The organism is Thiomonas arsenitoxydans (assembly GCF_000253115.1).
Classification (GTDB): Bacteria; Pseudomonadota; Gammaproteobacteria; order Burkholderiales; family Burkholderiaceae_C; genus Thiomonas; species Thiomonas arsenitoxydans.
In genome coordinates this window covers 1-15,473 of the sequence record NC_014145.1, presented here as the reverse complement: position 1 = coordinate 15,473, position 15,473 = coordinate 1, and the positions used below count along the sequence as shown (strand labels likewise).

The 15,473-nt window shown below is 65.1% G+C and carries 9 protein-coding genes; 1 reads left to right on the top strand and 8 read right to left on the bottom strand.

Annotated features, from left to right (window positions below):
* Positions 1–624, bottom strand: a complete 624-nt coding sequence (gene eda / locus THI_RS00045) for a bifunctional 4-hydroxy-2-oxoglutarate aldolase/2-dehydro-3-deoxy-phosphogluconate aldolase (protein WP_013104165.1) — start codon at positions 622–624, stop codon at positions 1–3.
* On the bottom strand, positions 621–2,516 hold the full coding sequence (gene edd / locus THI_RS00040) for a phosphogluconate dehydratase (protein WP_013104164.1): 1,896 nt from the start codon (positions 2,514–2,516) through the stop codon (positions 621–623). Before edd ends, eda begins: the two co-directional genes overlap by 4 nt.
* Positions 2,517–2,653: 137 nt before the next feature.
* Between edd and THI_RS00035 the strand changes: the two genes are divergently transcribed.
* Positions 2,654–3,634: a glucokinase gene (locus THI_RS00035; RefSeq protein ID WP_013104163.1), complete on the top strand. Its 981-nt coding sequence runs from the start codon at positions 2,654–2,656 to the stop codon at positions 3,632–3,634.
* Between the two features lie 242 nt (positions 3,635–3,876).
* Here THI_RS00035 and THI_RS00030 read toward each other — a convergent pair whose 3' ends face one another.
* The 6 genes from THI_RS00030 to dnaA all read right to left on the bottom strand — a co-directional run bounded on the left by THI_RS00030 (position 3,877) and on the right by dnaA (position 15,190).
* Positions 3,877–4,833, bottom strand: a complete 957-nt coding sequence (locus THI_RS00030) for a formate dehydrogenase accessory sulfurtransferase FdhD (protein ID WP_041608829.1) — start codon at positions 4,831–4,833, stop codon at positions 3,877–3,879.
* Between the two features lie 17 nt (positions 4,834–4,850).
* Complete coding sequence (gene fdhF / locus THI_RS00025; RefSeq protein ID WP_013104161.1) at positions 4,851–7,700, bottom strand: formate dehydrogenase subunit alpha; 2,850 nt, start codon at positions 7,698–7,700, stop codon at positions 4,851–4,853.
* On the bottom strand, positions 7,701–9,494 hold the full coding sequence (locus tag THI_RS00020) for an NADH-ubiquinone oxidoreductase-F iron-sulfur binding region domain-containing protein (protein ID WP_013104160.1): 1,794 nt from the start codon (positions 9,492–9,494) through the stop codon (positions 7,701–7,703).
* Positions 9,495–9,764: 270 nt separating this feature from the next.
* The gene (gene gyrB / locus THI_RS00015) at positions 9,765–12,248 is read right to left on the bottom strand and encodes a DNA topoisomerase (ATP-hydrolyzing) subunit B (RefSeq protein WP_013104159.1); all 2,484 of its coding nucleotides are present in this window, start codon (positions 12,246–12,248) and stop codon (positions 9,765–9,767) included.
* Between the two features lie 121 nt (positions 12,249–12,369).
* Positions 12,370–13,485 (bottom strand): DNA polymerase III subunit beta, encoded by a 1,116-nt coding sequence (gene dnaN / locus THI_RS00010; RefSeq protein WP_013104158.1) that lies wholly within the window; start codon positions 13,483–13,485, stop codon positions 12,370–12,372.
* Positions 13,486–13,735: 250 nt separating this feature from the next.
* Positions 13,736–15,190, bottom strand: a complete 1,455-nt coding sequence (gene dnaA / locus THI_RS00005; protein WP_013104157.1) for a chromosomal replication initiator protein DnaA — start codon at positions 15,188–15,190, stop codon at positions 13,736–13,738.
* Positions 15,191–15,473: the final 283 nt, after the last annotated feature.

Sequence of the window (15,473 nt, the reverse complement as noted above, 5' to 3'; positions counted from 1 at the left end):
TTACTTTCGTAACGCTGCCGCCTCACGCGCCAGGGCGGTGATGGCGGCCCAGTCGTGCGCGGCCAAGGCCGCTTCGGGCGCCAGCCAAGAGCCGCCCACGCAGCCTACGTTGGGCAGCGCCAGATAGGCCGCGGCGTTGCCCGGGTGAATGCCCCCGGTCGGGCAGAACAGCAATTGCGGCAGCGGTCCGTGCAAGGACTTGAGCAGCGCCTGACCGCCCACGGCTTCGGCCGGAAACAGTTTCATCGCGGTGAAACCCGCGTCCAGCGCCGTCATGGCTTCGCTGGCGGTGGCCACGCCGGGCACGAAGGGCAAGCTGCTTGGGCGGGTAGCCGCCAGCAGCGCGGGCGTCAGCCCGGGGCTGATGCCGAACATCGCGCCCGCGTCTTGCGCGCGCTGCCAGTCGCTCGGGCTCAGCACGGTGCCCGCGCCCACCAGCGCACCGGGCACGCGGTCGCGAATCTGACGGATGGCGTCCAGCGCGGCCGGGGTGCGCAGCGTCACCTCCAGGGTGCGGATGCCGCCAGCCACCAGCGCCGTGGCCAGATCGACAGCCAGCCCGGCATCGCGGATCACCAGCACGGGCATCACCGGCCCGGCGCGCAGCAGTTCTTCGGCGGTCATCGCGTGGCTCCTGCTGCGACGGGCACAGCGGACAGGGCGGGCTCTCGTTTGGGGGCCCAGTCGGGATGCTGAAAGCTGGTCGCCCCCTGCTCGGCGCCGTCCACATGGTGGCGGAAGGCGGCGAACAGCTCGCGGCCCACGCCGTATTGGCGTCGACTGAGGTCGACGCTCTGCGCCTGGCGCGCAGCCCAGACTTCGGGCGGCACTTCGGCGTTGACTTCTCCGGTGTGGGCGTTCAGGGTGATGAGATCGCCTTCGCGTACTTTGGCGATCGGCCCGCCATGCGCCGCCTCGGGCGTGACGTGAATGGCCGAGGGCACTTTGCCGGAGGCGCCCGACATGCGTCCGTCGGTCACCAGCGCCACCTTGAAACCGCGCTCCTGCAACACGCCCAGCGTGGGCATGAGCTTGTGCAGTTCGGGCATGCCGTTGGCCGCCGGGCCCTGAAAGCGGATGACGGCGACGAAGTCGCGCTCGAGCTCTCCGCGCTTGAAGGCGGCGAGCAGGTCGTCCTGGTCGTCAAAGATGAGGGCGGGCGCGGTGATCACGCGGTATTCGGGTTTGACCGCAGAGACCTTGATGACGGCGCGCCCCAGATTGCCCGTCATGAGTTTGAGGCCGCCGTCTGGGGCGAACGGATCGGAGACGGGCCGCAGAATGTCGCGGTCGAGCGTCTCGTCGTTCACCGGGCGCCAGACGAGCTGGCCGCCATCGAAGCCGGGCTCCTGCGCGTAGCGCGCCAGGCCGGGCCCGGCCACGGTCTGCACATCAGGGTGCAGCAGCCCGGCGGCGAGCAGTTCGCGGATGACAAAGCCCATGCCCCCGGCCGCGTGGAACTGATTGACGTCGGCTCGGCCGTTGGGGTAGAGCTTGGTGAGCGTGGGCACGGCCTTGGAGAGATCGTCGAAGTCGGTCCAGTTGATGTCGATGCCCGCCGCCCGGGCGATGGCCACGAGGTGGATGGTGTGGTTGGTCGAGCCGCCGGTGCATAGCAGGCCGACGAGGCCGTTGACGATCACGCGCGCATCGACCAGTTCGCCGATCGGGGTGTACTCCGGGCCTTCGGCAGAAATCGCCACGGCGCGGGTGGCGGCCGCGCGGGTGAGCGCTTCGCGCAGCGGCGTGCCAGGGTTGACGAAGGCCGAGCCGGGCAGGTGCAGGCCCATGATCTCCATGAGCATCTGGTTGGAATTGGCGGTGCCATAGAAGGTGCAGGTGCCCGCGCTGTGATACGACTGCATCTCGGCGTCAAGCAGTTCGGCGCGGCCGATCTTGCCTTCGGCATACAGCGCGCGGATGCGGGCCTTCTCGTCGTTGCCCATGCCACTGGTCATGGGGCCGCCGGGCACGAATATGCCAGGCAGATGGCCGAAAACCAGGGCGCCAATCAGCAGGCCGGGCACGATCTTGTCGCACACCCCGAGGTAGAGCCCGGCGTCGAACATCTGGTGGCTCAACGCCACCGCCGTGGCCATGGCGATGACGTCGCGCGAAAACAGCGACAGCTCCATGCCGGCCTGCCCCTGGGTCACGCCGTCGCACATCGCGGGCACGCCCCCGGCGAACTGCGCCGTGGCGCCCGCCGACTGCGCAGCCTCCTTGATCCAGGCCGGAAACGCGCCCAGCGGCTGGTGCGCCGAGAGCATGTCGTTGTACGCGGAAACGATGGCCAGATTGGGCCGGGACTGCGGGCTGATTTCCTTGAGCATCAGCTTAGCCGGCGCCGGGGCGGCCGCCATCGCGTGCGCCAGGTTGGTGCAGGAGAGGTGCCCGCGCTCGACCTTGCTGCCCCGCGCTGCGCGCACGCGCGCCAGATAAGCCTCGCGCCGCGCCGCGCTACGCGCCTCGATGCGCTGCGTCACAGCCACTAATACGGGATGCAAAGAAGACATGGCAACTCCAAACTGTCATTTAACGATAGGCCGCGATACTCCGTACCCACAGGCCATTAAAGGGGCTCAAACCCGCTTTATCAGGCAACATACTATGCCTACCCTGCTGGCAAGGCTGCTCAGAGTACACCGCCAAGATGACCTCGAATCTCTCCCTTCCTGCCACCCGCCTGGTCGGCGACATCGGCGGCACCAATGCCCGATTCGCCCTGCACACCGCGCAAGGGCTGAGCGATATTCGCGTGCTGCCCACGGCGGATTACGCCCGCTTTGCCGATGCGCTGCTCGCCTATCTCGCCGCCACGGGCGCGACCGCCGTGCGCCATGTCGCCATCGGCATCGCCAACCCGGTGTATGGCGACCAGATTCGCATGACCAACCATCACTGGGCCTTTTCCATCGCCCAGACCCGCGCCGAACTGGGGCTGGAGACCTTTCTGGTGCTCAACGATTTCGCTGTGCTCGCGCGCGCCCTGCCCGAGTTGCCCGCGGCCGAGCTCGTTCAGGTGGGCGGCGGCAGCGCCGTGCCCGGCGCGCCGCTAGCGCTGCTGGGCGCGGGCACCGGCCTGGGCGTGTCGGGCCTGATTCCCGACGGACAAGGGGGTTGGACGCCGCTGGCGGGCGAGGGCGGGCATGTGAGCTTCGCCCCTTTTGATGAGCGCGAAGTGGCCATCTGGCGTCTGGCGCATGCGCGCTTCGGCCATGTTTCGGCAGAGCGTTTGCTAAGCGGCGCCGGGATGGCGTTTTTGCATCAGGCGCTCGGACAGATCGCCGGGCAGACGCCGCCCGAGCGCAGCGCCGCTGAGATCACCCGCCTGGCCCTGGACGGCAGCGACGCGCTATGCCACGACACAGTGACGCTGTTCTGCACCTTGCTGGGCACGGTGGCGGCCGATCTGGCCATCACCCTGGGGGCGCGCGGCGGGGTGTATATCGGCGGCGGCATCGTGCCGCGGCTGGGCGATTTCTTTCGGCATTGCCCGTTCCGCCAGCGCTTCGAAGACAAAGGGCGCACCTCGCCGTATTTACGCGATATTCCGGTCTGGGTGATCCACAGCCCCTGGCCTGCACTGCTTGGCGCAGCCGCGGCGCTTGATCAGTTTCTGCAGGCGCACTGACTCTTCTTGTCCCGCGGGAAGCAGCGCGGCGCCTACCGAGCGCCCCCAGGGCCGGGCAATCCCCAACCCAACCCACCCCACAAGTGGGGAGGGAGTGATCTCACCTCCCCCACCTCGTGGGGGAGGTCGGGAAGGGGACGGCCCAGCCCGCCCCCCCGAGGGGGATGAGGCCCGCGGCTCCAAGCTGCCCTGCGGCAGCTTGGACGGAGCCGAATCCGAGCGGCTTGCAAGCTGTGAGGTGGTCAAGAAAACTTGGGGCGGCCCTGCGTTTTCTCATGAACCGTGTCGGCGAAGGCGAGAGGGGCGGTGGACGGCGGGGCTTCGGCGTCGAAGCGTTCAAACCCGGTGTAGCACAGGAAGTGGCGACCCGCGGCGCGGCCGAACAGGGTCATGCCCAGCGTCTCGGCCAGTTGATGGCCCATGGCGGTCACCCCGTTGCGCGACACGATGATGGGTACGCCCATCCGGGCCGACTTGATCACCATTTCGCTGGTGAGCCGCCCGGTGGTGTAGAACACCTTGTCTCCCCCCTGCACGCCGTGCACCGCCATCCACCCGGCGACGGTGTCGATGGCGTTGTGGCGGCCGACGTCTTCGACAAAGCATTGCAGCGCGTCGCCGTGAAACAGCGCGCAGCCGTGCACCGATCCGGCCTGGCGGTGCACGCTGTCGCGCAGCTTCATTTGGTCGAGCAGGCTGATCAGCGTGGCCTGGCGCAGGCGCGCGGCCTGCGCGTCGGGCAGGCGGGTCTGGCCCAGTTGCGCCATCGCGTCGCCAAAGACCGTACCCTGCCCGCAGCCGGTGGTGACGACGCGGCGCGCGACGCGGGCTTCGAGGTCGCTGACGCCGTGGCGGGTGCGCACCGCCGCGGCCTCCACCGCCCAGTCCACATCGATGCCGTCGATCTCGCCCGCCTGCTCGACCAGACCCTGATTGAGCAGGTAGCCGAGCACCAGCAGTTCGGGATTCGCGCCCAGAGTCATCAGCGTGACCAGCTCGCGTTTGTCGAGGTAGATCGTCAGCGGACGTTCGGTCGGGATGTCGATCTGCCGATGCTCGCCATGCTGATCGAGTATCCCGATCGGCCGCACGACCTCGCAGCGCGCCCGGCTGAGGCGGGGCGCGTCGGGCCGACGCGGCAGCGCCACGGCCTCGAAGGCGGTTGGCGCTACGGTCTCCAAAGCGGGTAGATCGCCCATATTCAAGCCCATAAGGCCTATGTCGATGGCTCCGAAATCTCGGCCCCGCTGCGGGCGTAACCCGCAACCGGCGCCAGCGTGCCGCCTGCGCTCACGGCCACCGCGCAGTACTTGAACTCGGGAATCTTGCCGAACGGGTCGAGCGCCGGATTGGTCAGCAGATTGGCCGCGGCCTCGTAATAGGCGAAGGGAATGAATACGGCGCCGTCGGGCGTGCCGTCGTCGCGCCGCGCGGTGAGCACCACGGAGCCGCGGCGCGAACGCACGGTGATGGGCTCGCCCGGCTGCACGCCGAGTTTGCGCAGCTCGGCCGAATTCATCGACGCGGTGGGCATCGGCTCGATAGCGCCCAGCACGGCCGAGCGCCGCGTCATGCTGCCGGTGTGCCAGTGTTCGAGCTGGCGACCGGTGATGAGCACCTGCGGAAACTCCGCATCGGGCCGCTCGGACGCTGGAATGATGTCGGCGGGTACCAATTTGACGCGGCCGTCCGCAGTCGGAAAACGGTCGGCGAACACAATGGGCTGGCCCGGGTCTTGCGGCGTGAGGCAGGGATAGGTCACGCTGCCCTCGCGCTCCAGCCGCTCCCAGGTAATGCCACCGATGGCCTCCGCCATGGTCTGGCGCATTTCTTCATACACCGCGGCCACGCCCTGCTCCGGGCCGGGGTAGTGCCAGTTCAGCCCCATGCGCGCGGCCATCTGCTGGATGATCCACAGGTCGGGTCGCGCATCGCCCGGCGGGTTGAGCGCGCGCCGCCCCAGTTGCACCATGCGGTCGGTGTTGGTGACGGTGCCGGTCTTCTCGGGCCAGGCGCTCGCGGGCAGCACCACATCGGCCAGCCAGGCGGTCTCGGTCATGAAAATGTCTTGAACCACCAGATGTTCCAGTGCGCACAGCGCCTGCCGCGCGTGGTTCAGATCGGGGTCGCTCATGGCCGGGTTTTCGCCCTCGACATACATGCCGCGTATCTTGTGCGGATCGCTGTCGGGCGCCAGGCATTTGTGCAGGATCTCGACCACGGTGTAGCCGGGCTTGTTGTCGAGCCGCGTCTGCCAGAACGCCTCGAACCACGCATGCGCCTGCGGATTGCTGACGAGCTGGTAGTTCGGGTACATCATGGGAATGAGACCGGCGTCGCTGGCGCCCTGCACATTGTTCTGCCCGCGCAGGGGATGCAGCCCGCTGCCGGGCTTGCCGATCTGGCCGGTCACGCTGGTCAGCGCGATGAGGCAGCGCGCGTTGTCGGTGCCGTGCACATGCTGGCTGATGCCCATGCCCCACAGAATCATGGAGGCCTTGCTGGTGGCGAAGGCGCGGGCCACTTCGCGGATGGTCTCGGCCGGTATGCCGCAGATCGGCGCCATGGCCTCGGCGCTGTAGCCCTGGATGTTTTGCTTCAGCGCCTCGAAGTTGCTGGCGCGCTGCGTGACAAACTCCTGATCGACCAGGCCTTCTTCGATGACGGTGTGAATCATGGCGTTGAGCAGGGCCACGTCGGTATCGGGGCGGAACTGCAGCGTGCGCCAGGCATGGCGGCCGAGGTCGGTCACGCGCGGATCGGCCAGCACGATTTTGGTGCCGCGCTTGGCGGCGTTTTTCATCCAAGTGGCCGCCACCGGGTGATTGGCCGTGGGGTTGGAGCCGATCACCAGAATGAGCTCGGCATGCTCCACATCGTTGACCTGGTTGCTCACCGCGCCCGAGCCCACCCCTTCGAGCAGCGCGGCCACGCTGGACGCATGGCACAGCCGGGTGCAGTGATCGACGTTGTTGCTGCCGAAGCCGGTGCGCACCAGCTTCTGGAACAAGTAGGCCTCTTCGTTGCTGCCTTTGGCCGAGCCGAAACCGGCCAGCGCCTTGTCGCCGTGGCAGGTACGCAGGTCTTTGAGCTTGCCGGCGGCGAAATCGAGCGCTTCTTCCCAGGTGGCCTCGCGGAAGGCGTCGCGCCAGTCGCCCTGGTGCGACAGCAGAGCCGGGTCTTTAGGCACGCCAGGCTTGCGGATCAGCGGCCGGGTCAGGCGTTGCGGGTGGTGCGCGTAGTCGAAGCCAAAGCGGCCTTTGACGCACAAGCGGCCGTGGTTGGCGGGGCCATCGCGGCCCTCGACGCTGACGATGATCTCGTCTTTCACGTTGTAGGTGATCTGGCAGCCCACGCCGCAGAACGGGCAGACCGAATCGACCCGGCGATCAACCGTCTGCGCGCCGATGTGGGTCTTGGGCATGAGCGCGCCCGTGGGGCAGGCTTGCACGCACTCGCCGCAGGCCACGCAGGTGCTGTCGCCCATGGGGTCGTGCAGGTCGAACACGATTTCGCTGTGATGGCCGCGAAAGGCGTAGCCGATGACGTCGTTGACCTGTTCTTCGCGGCAGGCGCGCACGCAGCGGTTGCACTGAATGCAGGCATCGAGGTTGACCGCCATCGCCGGGTGCGACACGTCGGGCGCGGGCTGGGTGCGGCGGGTTTCCCCCAGCGCCGGTCGCACCTGCACGCTTTGGCGCGCGGCCCAGTCGCTGAGTTCGCCGTGCGGGCGGGTGGCGTCGTCGCCCAGCCATTTGTAGCCCGTCTCGGGCAGGTCGGAAAGCAGCATTTCGAGCACCATGTTCTGGCTCTTCACCGCGCGCGGGCTGTCGGCATGCACCTTCATGCCGGGGGCCGCGGTGCGGCAGCAGCTTGGCGCCAGCACGCGCTCGCCGTCGATCTCGACCATGCAGGCGCGGCAGTTGCCATCGGGCCGGTAGCCGGGTTTGTGGCACAGCCGGGGTATCGCCACACCGTGGCGGTCGGCCAGCTCCAGCAGGGTTTCGCCTTCGAGCGCCTGCACCGGGCGGCCGTTGAGTTCAAGCTCGATCGTCTTCGTGTTCATTCAAGACACCTCGTGAGCAAAATAGGTCTGCACGCAGCGCACCGGGTTGGGCGCCGCCTGTCCGAGGCCGCAGATGGAGGCGTCGGACATGACCTGATTCAGGTCTTCGAGCGTGGCGTGATCCCATTGCGGAGCCTGCATGAGTTGCGCGGCCTTGCCGGTGCCGACGCGGCAGGGCGTGCACTGGCCGCAGCTTTCGTGCTCGAAAAAGCGCATGACGTTGAGCGCGGCGTCGCGGGCCCGGTCTTGATCGCTGAGCACGATGATGGCTGCAGAGCCAATGAAGCAGCCATGCGGCTGCAGGGTGTCGAAGTCGAGCGGCACATCGGCCAGCCGCGCCGGTAGGATGCCCCCGGAAGCGCCGCCGGGCAGGTAGGCGTAGAGCGTGTGGCCGTCGAGCATGCCGCCGCAATAGGTGTCGACCAGTTCCTTCAAGGTGATGCCCGCCGGGGCGAGTTTCACCCCGGGCGACTTCACCCGGCCGCTGACGCTGAAGGAACGCAGCCCCTTGCGGCCATTCAGCCCAAAGCTGCTGAACCAGGCCGCGCCACGCTCGACGATATCGCGCACCCAATACAGGGTCTCGAAGTTGTGTTCGAGTGTGGGGCGTCCGAACAGACCGATTTCAGCGATGTAGGGTGGACGCATGCGCGGTTCGCCGCGCTTGCCTTCGATGCTCTCGATCATCGCCGACTCTTCGCCGCAGATATACGCCCCCGCGCCGCGCCGCAGCTCGATGTGCGGCAGCGCGCAGGGCGGATCGGCCTGCAGCCTGGCGATCTCGCGCTCCAGAACGGCGCGGCCGCCGTGGTACTCGTCGCGCAGGTAGAGGTAGCAGGTGGAAATGCCCACCACCTGCGCGGCAATCAGCACGCCCTCAAGAAAGCGGTGCGGGTCGCGCTCGAGATAGGTGCGATCCTTGAAGGTGCCCGGCTCGCCCTCGTCGATATTCACCGCCATCAGCCGGGGCGCGGGGTAGTTGCGCACGATGCCCCATTTGCGCCCTGCCGGAAAACCCGCGCCGCCCAGGCCTCGCAGGCCCGAGTCACTCAAGGCTTTGATCACCTCTTCCGCTGAACGCTGGCCGCTGGCTACAGCCGCCGCCAGCGCATAACCGCCGCGCGCGCGGTAAGCGTCATAGCCGACATAGGCCGGGGTCACCTCGCCCGACCCGTTGGTGACCGCCTGCGGGCCGGCTGCGGCCAGGTCGAAGTCTGCGTCATCAGCAGGTAGCGGATGCTGCAAGCGGCGGTTTGCCACGCTCTCGCGCACCGTGTCTGGCGTGGCATGCGCCACCGGCCATTGCCCCACCACCGCCACCGGCGCCTGCTCGCAGCGGCCCACGCAAGGCGTGGGCATCACGCGCACCTCGGCGCCGAGCAACTGCGGCAGACGCTGCAGAAGATCGTTCGCCCCGGCCAGCGAGCACGACAGGCTGTCGCACACGCGCACCGTGATGGCCGCAGGCTGGGCATCGTCGCGCAGCACTTCGAAGTGGTGATAGAAAGTCGCCACCTCGTACACCTCGGCCATCGGCAGATTCATCAACCGGGCCAGCGCCACCAAATGGCGCTCGTGCAGCCCGTGCCACTGGTCATTGATGAGGTGCAAATGCTCGATCAGCAGATCGCGGCGGTGCGGCCCGGCGCCGATAAGCTGCTGCACCTCGGCCAGCGCCTGCGACTCGGGCTGGCGCCCCTTGAGCTTGCCCCGACGCCGAGCACGCCCGCGCATTTCATCGGCCGAAGCCAAAACCACGGCAGAGGTGTCGGAAGATGGAGAGGAATCGGTCATGATGTTTCAGCGGAACATCGATGCTCCGCAAGCTGGAATTGTTTTGGCAACGGCGCCAAGCTCGCGCTGCTGCGCGCATCCCTGTCACCGAATCTCTGTCACTTTAGCCGCTGCGTGTTGCACGTGCCAGAACACTGAATTCTGCTCAGCCGATGCGAGCACGGCGACTAAAAAAGCCCAGCGCCGCTCAAGCGCCGGGCTATTGACCACCTTTATCGAACTGGAAGCCCCATAGCTTGCTCAGCTTATGCCTTCATCTACAAAACGTCGTCAAATATCCAGATTCGCCGCCCGCAGGGCGTTGGTTTCGATGAAGTCGCGCCGGGGTTCGACTTCGTCGCCCATGAGCATGGTGAACACTCGGTCGGCTTCGATGGCGTCGTCGATCTGCACGCGCAGCAGGCGGCGCACGGCCGGGTCCATGGTGGTTTCCCAGAGTTGCTCGGGGTTCATCTCGCCCAGACCTTTGTAGCGCTGGCGGCCGACGGTGTTTTCGGCCTGGCGGATGAGCCAGTCCATGGCTTCGCGGAAGCTGGCCACGGCGGCTTCCTTGGCGTTGTCGCCGTTGCCGCGCCGCACGGTGGAGCCCGCGGCGATAAGGCCGTGGAAGGTCTGCGCGGCCTGCGCCAGCACGGCGTAGTCGGCCCCGTGAACGAAGTCGGCGTGCAGCACGGTGGATTTGAGGTTGCCGTGGTGACGGCGCACGATACGCAGATACGGTTTTTCGGTACGCGGGTCGATTTCGGCGAGCACTTGCGGCGCTTCGCCATGGTCGGTGTGCTTCGCCAGATAGGCGGCCATCGCATCGGCGCTGGCTTGCGCCGCATGGTCGAGGTCGATGACGACACCATCGACGATGGCGCGCAGGGCCTGCTCGTCCATGAACACGCCCAGCCGAGCGATCACGGCTTCGGCCAGCACATGCTGGCGGGCGAGCTGTTCGAGGGTTTCACCCGCCAGCGGCGCTGGGGTGTCGGGGCGGTGGATGACGGCGTCTTTCAGCGCCACGCGCAGCAGGTAGGCGTCGAGCTCAGAGGCGTCTTTGAGGTATTGCTCATCCTTGCCGTGTTTGACTTTGTAGAGCGGCGGCTGGGCGATGTAGATGTGCCCGCGCTCGACAATCTCGGGCATCTGGCGGAAGAAGAACGTCAGCAGCAGGGTGCGGATGTGCGCGCCGTCCACGTCGGCATCGGTCATGATGATGATGCGGTGGTAACGCAGCTTGTCGATGTTGAAATCGTCCTTGCCGATGCTGGTGCCCATCGCGGTGATGAGGGTGAGGATTTCGTTGCTGGTGAGCAGCTTCTCGAAGCGCGCCTTCTCGACGTTGAGAATCTTGCCGCGCAGGGGCAGGATGGCTTGGAACTTGCGGTCGCGACCTTGCTTGGCCGAGCCGCCGGCGGAATCGCCCTCCACCAGATAGAGCTCGCACAGGGCGGGGTCTTTTTCCTGGCAGTCGGCCAGTTTTCCGGGCAGGCCCAGACCGTCCATCACGCCCTTGCGGCGGGTCATTTCACGCGCCTTGCGCGCGGCTTCGCGGGCACGGGCGGCGTCGATGATCTTGCCGCAGATGATTTTGGCGTCGGTCGGGGTTTCGAGCAGGTAATCGGACAGCGCCTTGGCCACCAGGTCTTCGACCGGGCCGCGCACTTCGCTCGACACCAGCTTGTCCTTGGTCTGGCTGCTGAATTTGGGGTCGGGCACTTTGACCGATAGCACGCAGGTGAGGCCTTCGCGCATGTCGTCGCCGCTGATCTCGACCTTGGCTTTTTTCGCCAACTCGTTGTCGTCGATGTATTTGTTCATCACCCGCGTCATCGCTGCGCGCAGGCCGGTGAGGTGGGTGCCGCCGTCGCGCTGCGGAATGTTGTTGGTGAAGCACTGCACGGTTTCAGCGTAGCCGTCGTTCCACTGCATGGAGACTTCCACGCTGATGGTGCTGCCTACCTCGGAAGCTTTCTCGGCTTGGGCATAAAAAATATTGGGGTGCAGCACACTCTTGCCGCGGTTGATGTATTCGACAAAGCCTTTCACCCCGCCGGAGAAGGCGAAGTTTTCTTCCTTGCCCTGACGCTCATCCACCAAGCGGATCTTGACGCCGTGGTTGAGGAAGGAAAGCTCGCGCAGGCGCTTGGCCAGCACTTCGTAGTGGAAATCGACCGTGGTGAAAATCTCGGCATCTGGCAGGAAGTGCACCTCGGTGCCGCGTTTATCGGTCTTGCCGGTAATCGGAGCGACGGAGACTTCCACGCCATCGATCATTTGCGTCTGCCGGTTTTGCAGCGCGCCGCGGACGAATTCGAGGGTATGCACCTCGCCGTCGCGCCGCACCACAAGCCGCAGCCATTGCGACAGGGCGTTGACGCAGCTCACACCCACGCCGTGCAGGCCGCCGGAGACCTTGTAGCTGTTCTGGTTGAACTTGCCCCCGGCGTGCAACTCGGTGAGAGCGATTTCGGCCGCGCTGCGCTTGGGCTCGTGCTTATCGTCCATCTTCACGCCGGTAGGAATGCCGCGGCCGTTGTCGGTCACGCTGATGGAGTTGTCGGAGTGGATGGTGACGACGATGTCATCACAAAACCCGGCCAGGGCTTCGTCGATGGAGTTGTCGACGACTTCGAACACCAGATGATGCAGGCCGGTGCCGTCTGAGGTGTCGCCGATGTACATGCCGGGACGTTTGCGCACCGCTTCGAGTCCCTCCAGGATTTGAATGGAATTTTCGCTGTAGCTGTCGTTCTTCGGTTCGTTCATCAGACACTTTCAAAAACAGATTCCATGAGCTTTCATGGAAAAAAAATCGATTCGGTGAGGCGGGGTGAAGCGCAATGAGCATGCGCACAATAGACGCAATAGGCGCAATAAAGGCGCCCGCTCAGATCCGCATGGGCATGACCACGTACTTGAAGTTGGGCTCGTCGGGCATGGTGAACAGCGCGCTGCTGTTGCCGTCCTGCAGTTCGAGGCGAATCTGGTCGGAGGTCATATTGGCCAGCGCGTCGATGAGGTAGGCAATGTTGAAGCCGATTTCGATGACGTCGCCGCCGTAGTCGACATCGATTTCTTCCTGCGCTTCTTCCTGCTCGGCGTTGATAGAGGTCAGCCGCAACAGCCCCGGTTCGAGGTTGACGCGCACGCCTTTGAACTTGTCGTTGGTCAGAATGGCCACGCGTTGCAGCGCCGCCTGCAGAGTCGTGCGCTCGACCTGCAGCATATTGCGGTGGCCCTTGGGCACGACGCGCTGGTAATCGGGAAACTTGCCTTCGATGAGCTTGCTGGTGAATTCCAGCCCGTCCAGGGTCAAGCGCGCCTGATTGCTGGCCAGGGCGATATCGATCATGGCGTCGTCTTCATCGCTGAGCAGGCGGCTGAGTTCGAGCACGGTCTTGCGCGGCAGAATGATTTCGCGCCGCTCCACCGCCTTTTCCAGCGGGGCGGTGGCCAGGGTCATGCGGTGACCGTCGGTGGCCACCAGATGCATCTGCTGCCCATCGGCCACCCACAACATGCCGTTGAGGTAGTAGCGGATATCGTGCTGCGCCATGGCGAAGTGGGTCAAGCCGAGCAGGCGCTTGAGCAGCTTTTGCGGCAGGCGCAGGGCGTGGTCGCTGAAGTCGGTCGCAGCGCGTACCAGCGGAAAGTCTTCTGCCGGCAGGGTTTGCAGGCTGAAGCGGCTTTTGGCGGCCCGAACCGTCATCTTGCCGTCTGACCATTCCAGGGTCACATTGCCCGGGCTGGCCGCGCGCAGGATGTCGAGCAGCTTGCGCATATTGACGGTGATGGCCGCGTCTTCCGCACTGGTCTGTACCGCTCCGCCCGCTTGCAGACGGATCTGCACTTCCATATCGCTGGTGATGAACAGCGTGCCATTCGCGTTGTGCTGGATGAGCACATTGGCGAGGATGGGCAGGGTTTGGCGGCGCTCGACGATGCCCGCTCCCTGTCCGAGCAGCTTGAGCAGTTCATCGCGGGAAGACGTCAATCTGTTCATTCTTTCTTTTCCTTTATTCAGAATAGGACTGATAGTAAGGGTCGGCCTGTGTTGTGGATAAGACAAAAAACGCTGTATTCATGCGGTTTGCGCAGCAGCCGGAGTCTGTGGACAAGCGGTCTGGAGCGCAAGGACGGTTTGGAACAACTTGACCGAAAACGCGCTGGCCCCCGACTTATCCAGAAACTCTTCACACACTACACAACGACTTGTTCATTTTGAGAAGGAGGACGCTAAAAGCGGTTCGGCTTCAGGCTTTGAGAGTTTGCTCGAGTACATGGAGCTGTTGGTTGAGTTCCTGCAGTTTGATGCGCTCCTGTCCGATCTTGCGCACCGCATGCAGCACCGTGGTGTGATCGCGCCCTCCGAACAGCTCGCCGATCTCCGGCAGGCTCTTGTGCGTCAGCTCCTTGGCGAGATACATGGCGATCTGGCGCGGACGGGCGATGCTGGCAGGGCGCTTTTTGGAATACATATCGGCCACCTTGATCTTGTAGAAGTCGGCCACGGTTTTCTGGATGTTTTCGACCGACACCTGGCGATTTTGCAGCGACAGCAGATCTTTGAGCGCTTCCTTGGCCAGACCGATCGACACGTCCTGGCCGCTGAAGCGGGCGTAGGCCAGAATTTTGCGCAGCGCGCCTTCGAGTTCACGCACATTCGATCGCACGTTCTTGGCGACAAAAAACGCCACTTCTTCCGGCAGATGGGCCAGTTCGGCATCGGCCTTGCGCAGCAGAATGGCCACGCGCATTTCGAGCTCAGGCGGCTCGATGGCCACCGTCAGACCGGAATCGAAGCGGGAGACCAGGCGCTGATCCATCTCACGGAGTTCCTTGGGGTAGGTGTCGCTGGTGAGAATGATCTGCGAGCGTTTGGTGATCAGCGCCTCGAAAGCGTAGAAAAACTCTTCCTGCGTCTTGTCTTTGCCGGCGAAAAACTGCACGTCGTCGATCAGCAGCAGGTCGAGCGAGTGGTAGTAGCGCTTGAATTCCTCGAAGGCCTTGCGCTGGTAGGCGCGCACCACTTCGCTGACGAACTGCTCCGCCTGCAGGTAACGAATGCGCGCGCCCGGCTGTTGCGCCAGCAGGGCGTTGCCGACCGCGTGCATGAGGTGGGTCTTGCCCAGACCGACGCCGCCGTAAATGAACAGCGGGTTGTAGGAGCGCCCGGGGTTTTCCGCAACTTGAATGGCCGCGGCGCGGGCAAGCTGGTTGGCCTTGCCGGTGACCAGGGTTTCGAAGCTGAGCATGGGGTTGAGGCGCGAGCGCTCCAGGGCGTCGGCTTCTGCGGCATCTCTCGCAGCGTTACTCACGCCGTCCGGACTGGCCAATTGCTGGGGCGTGGCGTGGTCGGCGGAATGAGTCGCTTGCGCTGATCCCGATGTGGAGCTTGTCCCACTGCCGGACTGCAAACCCTGCGCCCCGCTGTGATGCATGGCGGCGCGTGCCGGCGCTTTCTGCACAATGAATTCGACCTGCACGGGACGACCTACGATGGCGCTGAGCGACTCGGTGATGCGCGCGCCATACTGTGAGCGCAACCAGTCGAGCTTGAAGCGGTTGGGAACGTGCAGGATGGCGGTGTTGCCATCCTCGCTCCAGTGGGGGGAGGACAGCGGCTTGATCCAGGCGGCGAATTGCTGATCGGGGATGACCGTGGCCAACTGGGCGCAGCACTGCTGCCAGGATTGTTCTTGTGTCATGCAGGTACGGCGAGAGAGACGAGTTCCAGAAGGCGCTGGCTCAACGGTAGCCGGTTAAAGAACCTGGCTGCGGAACCGGGCTGCGCGCCTTGAGGGGGAGACAAAAAATTTTGTGGGCAATTTTCAGGACATTCGACATTCAGCCGGGGGCTGAATCGGCCTCGACAGGGGCGTTAGCCGCCTGCAGGGCCCGTCGAAAATGCCACCGATCGTCAACTTTGGAAAGCGCTCAGTTTAACTCCACAGTGCAAGTTATCCACAGACGGAACAGGCAATTTTTCTT

Coding starts and splice junctions, on each gene's coding strand:
- THI_RS00030 (WP_041608829.1), bottom strand. CDS start 4,833: ATGGGCGATCTACCCGCTTTGGAGACCGTAGCGCCAACCGCCTTCGAG.
- THI_RS00020 (WP_013104160.1), bottom strand. CDS start 9,494: ATGACCGATTCCTCTCCATCTTCCGACACCTCTGCCGTGGTTTTGGCT.
- gyrB (WP_013104159.1), bottom strand. CDS start 12,248: ATGAACGAACCGAAGAACGACAGCTACAGCGAAAATTCCATTCAAATC.
- THI_RS00035 (WP_013104163.1), top strand. CDS start 2,654: ATGACCTCGAATCTCTCCCTTCCTGCCACCCGCCTGGTCGGCGACATC.
- fdhF (WP_013104161.1), bottom strand. CDS start 7,700: ATGAACACGAAGACGATCGAGCTTGAACTCAACGGCCGCCCGGTGCAG.
- edd (WP_013104164.1), bottom strand. CDS start 2,516: ATGTCTTCTTTGCATCCCGTATTAGTGGCTGTGACGCAGCGCATCGAG.
- dnaN (WP_013104158.1), bottom strand. CDS start 13,485: ATGAACAGATTGACGTCTTCCCGCGATGAACTGCTCAAGCTGCTCGGA.
- eda (WP_013104165.1), bottom strand. CDS start 624: ATGACCGCCGAAGAACTGCTGCGCGCCGGGCCGGTGATGCCCGTGCTG.
- dnaA (WP_013104157.1), bottom strand. CDS start 15,190: ATGACACAAGAACAATCCTGGCAGCAGTGCTGCGCCCAGTTGGCCACG.